The organism is Limnohabitans sp. DM1 (genome assembly GCF_001269385.1).
In the GTDB taxonomy this organism is placed as follows: domain Bacteria; phylum Pseudomonadota; class Gammaproteobacteria; order Burkholderiales; family Burkholderiaceae_C; genus Limnohabitans_A.
On sequence record NZ_CXOO01000023.1, the window covers coordinates 46,595 to 58,070 of the forward strand.

The following is an 11,476-nucleotide window of genomic DNA, read 5'->3' on the forward strand; positions in this document are numbered from 1 at the left end:
CCCGCCTATTGATTCGGCCCTGTGAAGTTTTCAAGGCTCAAGATGTTGTAGGTCGGCGGTCGAAGACCCCGACATGGGCCGATCGGCGAAACCCCTCATGTCGGACTCTGCGAGTACCGACCTACGAGATGACACTCCTCGCACATTTCAAACTTCAGCGTGCCTGATCAATAGTCGGCGGATGTCGAGCCCACCCCTTGGGTGATCAGGCCCCGCAGCACTTTTTGTATTTTTTGCCGCTGCCGCAAGAACATGCATCGTTGCGGCCGGGCGTGGCGGCTTTGATGACTTGCGCCACACGCGGACCGATGTTGCGCCAGATCTCGCGCAGGTCGTACACCGCCCACAGCGCCTCGCCAAAGGCGTTCAGGCGCTCTTCGCTCACGCTGGGTGGACCGTCTTCGGCCAGGGCCGACAAGGTGGGCTCATCGGTGTCGTCTTCGGTCAAGGCCACGATGGCTTCGAGCGACAAGTCGTGCCACTTGGCGGCGTCTTTGTCTTTGGGCGTGGCCCACTCGTCGGGCCAGTTCTCTACCGCGAACATGAAGCCCAAGGCCCACACCTGCGCAAACGAGGGGATCTCGCTGTCTTCAATTTCTTCGCGCTCTTCGGGGGGCAGCGATGCAATCGCACCGCGCACGTCCATCACTTCGGGGGCATAGGCTTTGTCGTCGTCCAGCGCTTCCACAGGGGTGTCCAGAGCCAGCTTGATTTCGTCAAAGCGGCGCTGCCACAAAGCCATGAACTGCTGGCGCTGGGCGTCGTCGGCAAAGCTGCCACCTTCTTCGTCCTCATCCACGCCCAGCAGCATGGGCAGCCACTCGCTGTCGGGAATGGCGCGGCGGCAGCACACCAGCGCGGCCATGAAGCCCTCACAAAATTCCCACTGCGGCGTCTCTTCAAAACGCTCGCGCAGGTCGTCCAGGATGTTGTCCAGGGTGTCAAAGTCTTCGGCTTCCAAGCCAGCGGTCGTGTTCATGGGGTGTTCCTGTTTTGCAGGCCGAGATTGTAGGTGGGTGGCTTCAGCCCCGACATAGGGCCAGTGTCGAAGCGCGCAGGATTCAGCTTGAGAGCCTCAAATTGCCCTGACTGGAGCGCCACCACGACACCATTTGTCGCTCTGATCCGGACAATCTTTTCTTCACAACAAGGAGGAAAACATGTCAACCCAAACACGCCTCAACACCCCCACCCACGCCAGCACAACCGACCACTACGACGCAGATTTCAGCATCGCGCGGCTGTGGGTCTTGCGCCTCTTGGTCACGCTCAAGGGGCACCGCACCTTCATCACGCCTTACGGCTTCGACGAAAAAGAGCTGGCCCGTTGGCTTGGGCTGCTCGACACCTTGACCGAAGAGCAAGAGGACGAAGCCCCAAAACCCACGCCAACCCGCCTCACCCTGACCCGCATGCTGGCGCAGGCCGAGCGCCGCGTCCATCAGATTCAAGTGCCGACCACCTTGGCGAGCAACGTGGCCCGCATCGCCGCGCTGGTTGGCCTGTCGGATGTCGAGTGCCGCGTGCTGGAGTTTGTCCTCCTCATGCGCGGCAACCAGCATTTGAACCAAGCCTGCGAACACGTTAAAAACCTCGACACCCCGAGCTTGGCGCACGCCTTGGGCGTCATTCTGGGTCAAAGCTCTGAAGACATTCGTCAGGCCCTGCGCAGCGACGGCTTGCTCGCCAAGACGGGCCTGGTCACGGTGGACATGCGGTCCGGCCGCTCGCTGGACTGCAAATTTGACCTGCTCTGCAACAAACTGCCTCACCGCCTGATCGAGTCCGAGATGCAGCCCACCGACTGGCTCAAGGACATGATCGTGCCCAGCGGCCCCGGCCACCTGGACTTTGACGACTACGTCCACTGCGCCAAAGCCCTGCAGGTGCTGCGCCCCTACCTGCGCCAGGCGCTGGACCAAGGCCAGCGCGGCGTGAACGTGCTGCTGTACGGCCCGCCCGGCACAGGCAAAACCCAGCTGGTCAAACTGCTGGCCAAAGACCTGGGCTGCGAGCTGTTTGAAGTCACCACCGAAGACGAAGACGAGGAACCCATCTCGGGGCGCAAACGCATCAAAGCCCTCAGCGCCACGCACAGCCTGTTTGCGCGGCGTCAAGCGCTCGTCATGTTTGACGAAATCGAAGATGCCTTCAACAGCCCCGATGAGACAGACACCAAGCTCAGCGACATGTTCAAGCGCTCCCCCGGCCGAACCAAAGGCTGGATCAACCGCCTACTCGAAACCAACCAACTGCCCACTGTCTGGATCGGCAACTCGCTCATGGGCATGGACGCCGCCTTCATTCGCCGCTTCGACGTGGTGCTGGAAATGCCCGTGCCCCCACAGACCCAGCGCGAACGCATCATCCGCAGCGCCAGTGGTGGCCTGTTGAGCGAAGCCGCCGTCAAGCGCATCGCCCAATCCGAAGCCCTGGCCCCTGCTGTGGTCACGCGCACCAGCCGCGTCATCCAAAGCATCGCCACGCAACTGCCCGATGGTCAGGTCACCCCCGCCCTGGAACTGCTCATCAACCAAACCCTGCAAGCACAAAGCCACCCCACACTGGCCCGCCACAACCCCAACAGCCTGCCCGAGGTGTACGACCCCGCCTTCGTTAACACCGACACCGACCTTCTGGCCATGGCCGCCCAAATGCGCCAACACCAAACCGGGCGCATCTGCCTGTACGGCCCGCCCGGCACAGGCAAAACCGCCTACGGCCGTTGGCTGGCTCTAGAACTGGGCAAACCCCTGCACGTCAAACGCGCCTCTGACCTCATCAGCATGTGGGTGGGCGAGACCGAAAAAAATCTGGCCAAAGCCTTCGCCCAGGCCGAAGAAGCCGACGCTTTGCTGCTGATTGACGAGGTCGACACCTTCTTGCAAAACCGCGAAGGCGCCCAGCGCAGCTGGGAAGTCAGCCAAGTCAACGAAATGCTCACACAAATGGAAAGCTTTGGCGGCGTGTTCATCGCGTCCACCAACCTGATGGCCGGGCTCGACAGCGCCGCGCTGCGCCGTTTTGACCTCAAGCTCAAGTTTGACTACCTCAAAACCCCGCAAGCCCTGCAACTGCTGCAGCGCCACTGCCAACACATGGGCCTGGGCGAACCCACGCCCCAAGACCGCCAGGCCCTGGCCTCGCTGGGCCAACTCACCCCCGGAGACTACGCTGCCGTGGTGCGCCAAAGCCGCCTGCGCCCCATCCAAAGCGCCAGCCACATGGTGCAAGCCCTGGCCGAAGAGTGCGCCCTCAAACCCGGCGCACAAACCCGCAGCATCGGCTTCATCGCCTGAGCCGCGCCCATTCCCCCACGGGTCCCCCTCCTCGTAGGAGCCCAGCCCGTGGGCGAAAGGGCGTGGCACACGCCCCACTCCCGCCCATAAAAAAGTCCAAATTGCATCAAATAAGGGATATCCATCCCCAGGAAGTACACATTTGCAAGTGATACTTTGTCACTGCTTTTTTAACCGCCCGCCCACCATGACCAGCCCCAAGACCAAACCCAAAACCATGGAGACCACGCTGCTGGCCCTGGCTTTGCTGCGGCGCATCCCGCGTGGGCGCAAAGTCAACAGCCGCGAACTGCGCGAAGCCCTGGCCGCCGAAGGCTTTGAGCGCGACGAACGCAGCATCCAGCGCCTGCTCAAAACCCTGAGCGAGGCATTCGACATCGACCGCGACGAGCGCAGCATCCCCTTCGGCTACGAATGGAAAAGCAAAGCTGCCGGCTTCATGCTGCCCGCCCTCAGCAAACAAGAATCTCTCATGCTCACGCTGGCCGAGCAACATCTGCGCCCCCTGCTGCCGCCCAGCGTCATGCAATCGATGAACGGATTTTTTGAACAAGCCCGTGCCAACCTCGCCCCGCACCAAAACGCCACCCTCGAAAAACAGTGGCTCCAAAAAGTGCGCGTCGTCAGCGAAACCCAGCCCCTGCTGCCGCCCCAAATTGCCGAAGGCGTACTGGAACAAACCAGCCAAGCCCTCTACAACAACCAATGGCTGGAGCTGGACTACACCAACGCCAAAGAAGAGCGCAAACAACACCGCGTCATGCCCTTGGGCCTGGCCCAGCAAGGCCCGCGCATCTATTTGGTGTGCCGCTTTGAGGGCTACGACAACGAACGCAGCATGGCCCTGCACCGCATCCACAGCGCCAAGGCCAGCACGCTCACCTTCGAGCGCCCCGACTTCGACCTGGCCCGCTACGACGCCGACGGTCGCTTTGGCGTGGGCGACGGCCAAAAGGTGCGTCTGAGCTTTCAGATCGAAAAACGCCCCGGCCTGCACCTGCTGGAGTCACCCCTGTCGGCCGACCAAACCGTGGTGGACAAAGACACCCATTACGAAGTCACCGCCACCGTGGTGCAAACGCTGCTGCTCAACCGCTGGATCAACAGCTTTGGTGGGCAGATCCAGAACATGCAAAAAACTCCGGCGGGCGCATGACCGAGGCCGAAGCCATGCACGACCACTCGCAAGCCGTGGGGGCGCACATCGAAGCCTCCACCTCAGCCACGACAGTTGTCCGGTCTCTTGAAAAGACAGATCCAAAAAACCGAGGGGGGTGAGGAATGAGTGTTGAGCAGAAAACGGCTTCACTGGCTCCAAATGGCTACACCGACTTCCTGATAGAAGTCAAAACCCAGATACGCCAGCGGCAGCTCCAGGCCCTGCGAGCTGTCAACAACGAACTGTTGGCGCTCTACTGGTGGCTGGGCGAAAACATCAGCCAAAGACAAAACGCACTCGGCTGGGGCAAGGCCGTGGTCGAAAACCTGGCAAGAGACCTGCAAGCAGAGTTCCCGGGGCGCAACGGGTTTTCAGCCCCAAACCTGTGGTTCATGCGCCAGTTTTACAACGAATACCGTGACAAGCCAAAACTCCAACCACTGGTTAGAGAAATCAGCTGGTCTAAAAACTTGCTCATCATGGCCCGCTGCAAAGACGACCTGGAGCGCGAGTTTTACCTGCGGGCCACCGCCCGTTTCGGCTGGTCCAAAAGTGTGGTGCAGCACCAATTGGACAACCACAGTTACCGCCAATACCTGCTGGGGCAGACCAACTTTGACGCGCTTGTGCCCGACAGCATCAAGGCCCAGGCGATGCTGGCCGTCAAAGACCACTACACCTTTGATTTTGTAGGTCTGTCCGAACAGCACTCCGAGCGCGAGCTGGAGCAAGCCCTGGTGCGCAACCTGCGCGGCTTTTTGATTGAAATGGGGGGCGCGTTCACCTTTGTGGGCAACCAGTACCGGCTGGAGGTGGATGGCAAAGACTATTTCGTTGACCTGCTGCTGTTTCACCGTCGCTTGCGTTGCCTGGTGGCCATTGAGTTGAAGATTGGCGATTTCAAACCCGAGCACAAAGGCCAGATCGAGTTCTATTTGGACACGCTGGACCAACAACACCGCTTGGAAGGTGAAAACCCGCCGATTGGCATCGTCATTTGCCGCAGCAAAACCAAAACCATGGTCGAGTACGCCCTGCGCACAGCCAGCCATGCACTGGGCATTGCCACCTACACCGTCACCCCGCAACTGCCCGCCAGCTACCAGTCCGACCTGCCCAGCCCTGAGCAAATTGCTGCACGTCTGCAAGGCTGGACGGGGCGTGATGGTTTGGCGTTGGATGTGAATGACGGTGATTTGAACGAGGTGGAACCATGAACCTCAACCAAGATAAGCAAACCAAGGCCAAAGAAGAGCGCCAACAACACCGCGTCATGGCTCTGTACCGCGACCACAGCGCCAAGGCCAGCACGCTCACCTTCGCGCGCCCCGACTTTGACGGGGCCCGCTACGACGACGACGGCAACCACATCACCGCCGCCGTGGTGCATACGCTGCGGATCAACAGCTTTGGTGGGCAAATTCAACACGTCGAAAAAGTTCCGATGGACGCTTGACATCGCCTTGAAGCATTTATTAACCTATAAAAGGAGAAAGTATGGATAAAAAAACCAAAATGGAAAACGAATTGTCATTTGTGCAAGGCAATGGTATGTTCCCAACAGTCGAAGTAAATTTGGACAGCCTGGAAAAAGCTGGAAAAAACTTTTACCTGGATGAAATTTGTGAAGCATTGAAGTTCAAAAGAACTACGAAAAAACAAATTACTGTCTATTTGAGAGAGTCCGTCAGCATTAATTTTGGGGATTGTTGCAATTCGTTGTTTATTGGGGTGGCAGGTCCGATTAATGCATTGGATGTACTATTTGCACACTTTAGAAAAATACAAGATGTGCAAGTTCGGCTTGGCGAATTTATTCCTGCAAGTCATTCCAAAAAAATGATCCACCTTGAACAAGATGATATTTGGAAATATGAGGGGGATGGCGTCTGGATGGCCATTAATGAATTGGAGTCACTAGGCTCAGCGGAAAATAATCAAGAGGTTGAAACAGCTGATGACCTCCAAGCCGATGACGAATATCATGCAGACTTAGAAGACGAAGGGGATATCGCTGAAATACAAAAAGTGACACGACCTTTGCGCATGCGTGCGGCCAGAAAGACGGCTTCAGTGGGCACTATACGGCAAACGATTGAAACCATCTTTGGCCTACCAGAAGGCTCGGTTCAACTTTGTGGCCCAGACAAGCAGCCGCTTAGGTCGGACGCACGAATTGGCACACTGCGTAAGCGGTGGGAGTAAACCGCTTATTTTGGCCCCCGAGTACTATTAAAAAATGTGTTTTTCAAATTGGTTTTCGGGGCCATAAATTAAATCAAGGCTTTGCTTGTATATGATTAAAAATTCTTTTTTGCCTTGATTTATTTTATCTTGAGATGTTTCTGAAAACAAAATTGTCTTTTTAAAACTCTTCCATTTTATTTGTAGTCCCTTGACTTTATTGGTGTACTTGACAAGCCAGCTGTCTAATGAAATTGATTGCTTTCGGTTTGTGTGGGAGGCTTTGTTTTTATCATGTTGCCAAATTGGAATAACTTGGCCAAGTTCACGTTTATTTAACTGAATTATTCTTGTATCAATGATGTCGATCCATTGATCGGCCATGTGAATTCTATTTGCCCACCAATCACCCCCGTGGTCCCAGTATTGCGCGCTCGATTGATCCAAGGTTAAGCGTGCATCTAAAGCTGGATCAATTCCATGCTTGCTCTTATTTTGAAGTTCTCTTAATTTATCCCATTTAATATTATTTGTCATTTTGTATTGATAAGTTATTAGTGCATTATTTGGGCGCTCAAGACCTGGAGATCACGACTTCATGGCCAGTACGTTGATCTATGTAAAAGTCATTGCCGTTCTCATGCCGAACAAAAGTCAGATTTTCAGAAATCTGTTGATTTGGGATGAAATTAGAGCTGGAGGAAAGCGAACTGGCGTATTCCCAGTTGTCGGGCGTCACAACATCCACAAACAGATTGTGTGGAGGCTTGTTGGAGAAAAGATTCGGAGTCACCAGCCAACAAGTGGAAACCAAAACTGGCGGGGATTCCAATTTGAATCGCGCAAATTGCAGCCAGTTGGCTGGCACCGTAGTCCCCTGGTGTTGATCGACGACAACCATGTGCACAGCTTTGCCCGCGTCAATGAACTTCAATCCGCAAGACTGCAGTTCAATGACAAATCGCTCTACATCAGCGGAAGCCATGAATCCGACCCGTGCCAAATGATCGTCATGGCACAGCGTGTCATTGGGCACAAGTGTTAAAAAATGATCCCACCCGCCGTGGAGCAAAGTGTCTATCGCATCGATACGCACGATGACCGAAATACCTTCAACCAAAACCGCCATTGATTCCTCCTTATGAAATCAGTCCACGCGCTCACCCTCGCCAAGGTTTAGCCATCACCAACTCAATGTCCTTGCGCGAGAGCACTCTCGTGCATTGATCCCAAACTGGGGTGGCGTCGGTCACAGTTCGGCCCCAGGTCTCGTCAAAAATGTTGCCGGTTAAGTCCCGCATGTGCAGGTGGGTTTGCGCCATGGTTTGGAAGGCGGTGATGTCTTCGATCCAGTCGTCATCAATGCAATCGGGCAGCCCGCCGAAGATGTCGTAGGTGTCTTGCATCCGCTCTGACAAGGTGTTGTAAACGTCCTCGTCCCGAGTCTCGTGGTAGGTCAGGTTCAGCATGTCCACGCTGGTGCGGGCCTGGCCAAAGCGCTTGATGCGGCCCAGACGTTGCTCCAGGCGAGAAGGGTTCCACGGCAGGTCGATGTTGATCAGCGTGCCCAGCGTTTGCAAATTCAAGCCCTCGCAGGCTGCGTCGGTGGCCACCACCAGTTGCACTTCGCGGCTTTTCACCCGCTTTTTGATTTCTTCGCGCTTGAAGCTTTCAAACACACCGTTTCGGAACATGCCGCTGCGATCGGCACCGGCGTAAAGCGCCACCACCTTGTCCGGAAAGTCCTTGGTCAGCTCACTCGCCACCCAGTGCGCCGTGTCGTAATACTGCGAAAAAATGATGCAACCCAGCTCGTGCCAGGGTTTGCCATCGCTTTCGTACTGGCTCAAAAACCAGCGCACGGCGTTCAGCTTTGGGTCCACCAGCGCTTTGCGGGCCAGCTCATCGCGGATCGCTTCCAGGCACTCCACTTCGTCGTCCGTCAAGGTTTGCAGCACGCCCAGCTCCAGCTTCTCGGCCTGCTCATCGTCGGCGGTGTCATCCACGCGCCGCTCCAGCATGCGCTCCACCGTCATCAGGCCCGACATGAAGGACGAGCAAATGCGCTGCAAAAACACCGAGCGCAGCAACTGCGCACCGCGTGCCCGCTGGCTCAGCAGCTCAATGAAGTGCTCGGCCTCTTTGTAGGCCACACGAAAGGGGGCGTTGGTCATCAAGCCCTTGCCCTCAAAGGTCACGCCTCTGTAGCTGCCCAGCGGTAACTGCGGGTCCGGGTGCACATTCACTGCTATTCGGTCCAGCAGGTTCAAGTCTTCCAGCGAACGGCGTTTGCGCAGAACCACATGCCGCACAAAGGGGTTGTTGCGCCTGAAAAAATCCGTCTGCGTAGTGCGCTGCACATCCCGGCGGGTGAATGGCCCGAGGCTGGTCACCGATTCGGTCACAAGAAACTTTTTGTCGGCCAGGTTCAGTTCGTTGCGCACGCTGCGCACCAGTTGGTTGCAAGCCGCGTCCATCATGGGCGTGTCTTTGGCGGGTAAGGGCGCACGCAACAAATCCCAAGCCAGAAACTCATCCGCTGGCTTGGCTTCGCCAGTCACAAATGGGTGCGTCTCATCGCAAAAGCGCCAGCGCGAAGCCGAGTCGCGGCCCATCACATGGTCGGCACCTTGGTTCAGGATGGCCAGCAAATCCCACAGCTCACTCACTTGCGTCTGGATCGGCGTGGCCGTGCCCAAAATCACATGCTGGGCATTGCGTGCCATCTCCAGCATGAAGGCCAGCAAGTTGTTGGGCGGCGGCGTCTGTGCACCCAGCTGCCCTTTGCGCCGGGCCTTGTGGCTCTCGTCCAGTATCAAAGTGCCCAGCCGCAGTTTTTTGAGCACCTGGGCTTCGGGCGACTGGTGCACGATCAAACCCGTGGACACGATCGCCACCTGATACGGGCAACGGGCAATGTCTTCTGCTCCCCGCGTCATGATCTTGCGGCCTTCTGGGTCCAGCCAAAGCTTTTGGTTGCTCACCCACACCGCGCTCGGAATGCCCAAGCGGTCTTTCAGTTCGGTTTGCCACTGCAGGGTCAATGTGGCTGGGCACAAAATCAGCACAGGGCCATCGCCCAACAGCGAGGCCACCAGCGCCGCCGTCGCCATCGACAGGGTTTTGCCCAGACCCACTTCGTCGGCGATCAGCAAGCGGGCTTTGCCGTAGATCTCGCGGTGCTGCAAAAACGTGGACACAAACGAACGCTGCCATGGTTGCAACTGCTCGCCGCCCCGGTAAATGGGCGACTCCACCATGGCCGCAGCGGGCACATCGGCGGCAGGCACCTGCGCCACCGTCACCACCTGCCGCTCGGCAATGCGGCCAATCTCCTGAATGATCACATCGGGCAGCGGAATGCTTTCTTTCCACAGCAGCTCAAACTCCTCGTCCACCCAGTCGCACCCAGCGGGCGAGGTGTCTTCCCAAAGGATTTCGTAGTTGCTGGAAAAAGCCGACTTGCTCTCGTTGATGCTGCCCAAAAAGCTGGTGCGGCTGCCGTCTGCCAGGGTGATCACGCCCGCCTTGCCATGCAAAAACACCTTGTCTTTTGGGACCACCCGAATCTGCACCCGGCCATTGGTCAGCAAGGCGTACAGGCGCCTGTACTTTTCGGCGTGAAAGAACGCCTCGCCTTCAACCGGCTCCTGGTTCCAGCGTTCTTTCAGGGCCACGTCGCGGGCCGCTTGCGAGACCAGCACATCCTGCGGGTCCAGTTCGCTGTTGCAGACGATGCGCACGTCGGGGATGTTTTCAATCTGCTCGCCCACCAACTCCAAGATAGACGAGCGGAAATAACCCGCGATGCGCTTGTAGGACTTGGCACCTTGCAAGCGATCGGCAAGAAACACCTTGCCCAGAGGCTGGCGCAACGAAGAAAAGCGCTGAATGGAAGTCACGGTTTATCTTTGACTTCCCGGATGTAATCGCCAAGGGTTTTACTGCCGACATCCGCTTTCCACCAGTCTGAGCTGCTGGCACCGCCACGCACGATGGCAGCGGCGGCCGAACCAGACGAGAAAAATTGGTCTTGCGAAAAAGTCAATTGACCATTTATCACAACAAGGATTTCAGCATCCTGCAGCTGCTTTCTAAGCGCAGCGTAGTTTGGGTTGTGCAGCTCAAAACTGGCAGTGATGTCATTCACGGCTTGACTGTCTTTCAAGACGGTGACACCGTTTTCGGTGGTAACCAGCTTGGCCTTAATCCCTTTAGTGTTCAAGTTGAATTGAATTCCCTGTGGCAAGCTGGCATAAAGCTGAGCACGTTTACCAACAGATGCCTCGGCCAGCGCTTTTTCCTCTTGAATTGCTGCTGCCTCCTCTTCATCCTCATCCACTTCCAATTCATTTCTGAATTGCCAAAAGCCGAGGAGCGGCAGAGTCAGCAACATTTGCTGCAAGAAGTTTTCACAAAATGCCAGTTCCTCTTCAGAAAGCACAGGTGGCTTGGGCTGGTTGCCGTTCATCAACTCAACACGGCCCGCTTCTTTGGCCAAGCTGACCAGGCGGCTTTCGAGATGCTGAATGTGCGCCTTGTTCAGACGCCGACCTTCAGCCGTAAAGATCAAGCCACGGCGCCAAAAATCTTTGTTGGCCACATGGCTATCAATCCGTGCACCCACAGGGTCGCCCTCGCCGATGTACATCTTGCGGGCGCTGACCAGCAGGTAAACGGCAGGTTCCGAGTATTCCTTGCGACCTTTGACTTCACCCACCAGTTCACGCGGGAAGATGATGGCGCGACCTGTCCAATCGTCGCGTGAAGCCACGATGACACCATCCGACGAACCAGAAGGTGCAAAGAGTTTTGTTGTAAATGGGCTGCTCAT

At 56.7% G+C, this 11,476-nt stretch carries 10 protein-coding genes; 5 read left to right on the forward strand and 5 right to left on the reverse strand.

The annotated features are described in order from the left end of the window. Positions 1-205: 205 nt before the first annotated feature. Entirely contained in the window at positions 206-979 is a 774-nt protein-coding gene (locus tag AMM33_RS09350; RefSeq protein WP_090140667.1) for a YecA/YgfB family protein, read from the reverse strand. A gap of 181 nt (positions 980-1,160) precedes the next feature. On the opposite strand from AMM33_RS09350, the gene AMM33_RS09355 reads away from it, so the two are divergent. The 5 genes from AMM33_RS09355 (at position 1,161) to AMM33_RS09375 (ending at position 6,663) form a co-directional block, all read left to right on the forward strand. Continuing rightward, complete coding sequence (locus AMM33_RS09355) at positions 1,161-3,299, forward strand: AAA family ATPase (protein ID WP_090140669.1); 2,139 nt, start codon at positions 1,161-1,163, stop codon at positions 3,297-3,299. 187 nt (positions 3,300-3,486) lie between these two features. Next, positions 3,487-4,455: a helix-turn-helix transcriptional regulator gene (locus tag AMM33_RS09360; protein WP_090140671.1), complete on the forward strand. Its 969-nt coding sequence runs from the start codon at positions 3,487-3,489 to the stop codon at positions 4,453-4,455. Between the two features lie 125 nt (positions 4,456-4,580). Continuing rightward, the gene (locus AMM33_RS09365) at positions 4,581-5,675 is read left to right on the forward strand and encodes a PDDEXK nuclease domain-containing protein (protein WP_090140674.1); all 1,095 of its coding nucleotides are present in this window, start codon (positions 4,581-4,583) and stop codon (positions 5,673-5,675) included. After that, positions 5,672-5,914, forward strand: coding sequence for a hypothetical protein (locus AMM33_RS09370; protein ID WP_090140676.1), 243 nt, complete (start codon positions 5,672-5,674; stop codon positions 5,912-5,914). Before AMM33_RS09365 ends, AMM33_RS09370 begins: the two co-directional genes overlap by 4 nt. Positions 5,915-5,955: 41 nt before the next feature. Continuing rightward, the gene (locus AMM33_RS09375; protein WP_090140678.1) at positions 5,956-6,663 is read left to right on the forward strand and encodes a hypothetical protein; all 708 of its coding nucleotides are present in this window, start codon (positions 5,956-5,958) and stop codon (positions 6,661-6,663) included. A 27-nt stretch (positions 6,664-6,690) separates the two neighbouring features. On the opposite strand, the gene AMM33_RS09380 is transcribed toward AMM33_RS09375, so the two are convergent. The 4 genes from AMM33_RS09380 to AMM33_RS09395 are packed head-to-tail and all read right to left on the reverse strand — an operon-like array spanning position 6,691 to position 11,476. Next, positions 6,691-7,179 carry a hypothetical protein gene (locus AMM33_RS09380; protein ID WP_194945357.1) on the reverse strand — a complete coding sequence of 163 codons (489 nt, stop codon included), beginning with the start codon at positions 7,177-7,179 and terminating at the stop codon, positions 6,691-6,693. 37 nt (positions 7,180-7,216) lie between these two features. Next, positions 7,217-7,771 (reverse strand): hypothetical protein, encoded by a 555-nt coding sequence (locus AMM33_RS09385; protein WP_090140683.1) that lies wholly within the window; start codon positions 7,769-7,771, stop codon positions 7,217-7,219. A 31-nt stretch (positions 7,772-7,802) separates the two neighbouring features. Beyond that, positions 7,803-10,544: a phospholipase D-like domain-containing anti-phage protein gene (locus AMM33_RS09390; RefSeq protein WP_090140684.1), complete on the reverse strand. Its 2,742-nt coding sequence runs from the start codon at positions 10,542-10,544 to the stop codon at positions 7,803-7,805. Next, entirely contained in the window at positions 10,541-11,476 is a 936-nt protein-coding gene (locus tag AMM33_RS09395; RefSeq protein WP_090140686.1) for a GIY-YIG nuclease family protein, read from the reverse strand. The genes AMM33_RS09390 and AMM33_RS09395 overlap by 4 nt, the downstream gene beginning before the upstream one ends.

What these genes read in the sequence shown, in the direction of transcription:
- AMM33_RS09350 (WP_090140667.1), bottom strand. Translation starts at nt 979, where the DNA reads ATGAACACGACCGCTGGCTTGGAAGCCGAAGACTTTGACACCCTGGAC.
- AMM33_RS09365 (WP_090140674.1), top strand. Translation starts at nt 4,581, where the DNA reads ATGAGTGTTGAGCAGAAAACGGCTTCACTGGCTCCAAATGGCTACACC.
- AMM33_RS09370 (WP_090140676.1), top strand. Translation starts at nt 5,672, where the DNA reads ATGAACCTCAACCAAGATAAGCAAACCAAGGCCAAAGAAGAGCGCCAA.
- AMM33_RS09385 (WP_090140683.1), bottom strand. Translation starts at nt 7,771, where the DNA reads ATGGCGGTTTTGGTTGAAGGTATTTCGGTCATCGTGCGTATCGATGCG.
- AMM33_RS09375 (WP_090140678.1), top strand. Translation starts at nt 5,956, where the DNA reads ATGGATAAAAAAACCAAAATGGAAAACGAATTGTCATTTGTGCAAGGC.
- AMM33_RS09395 (WP_090140686.1), bottom strand. Translation starts at nt 11,476, where the DNA reads ATGAGCAGCCCATTTACAACAAAACTCTTTGCACCTTCTGGTTCGTCG.
- AMM33_RS09355 (WP_090140669.1), top strand. Translation starts at nt 1,161, where the DNA reads ATGTCAACCCAAACACGCCTCAACACCCCCACCCACGCCAGCACAACC.
- AMM33_RS09380 (WP_194945357.1), bottom strand. Translation starts at nt 7,179, where the DNA reads ATGACAAATAATATTAAATGGGATAAATTAAGAGAACTTCAAAATAAG.
- AMM33_RS09360 (WP_090140671.1), top strand. Translation starts at nt 3,487, where the DNA reads ATGACCAGCCCCAAGACCAAACCCAAAACCATGGAGACCACGCTGCTG.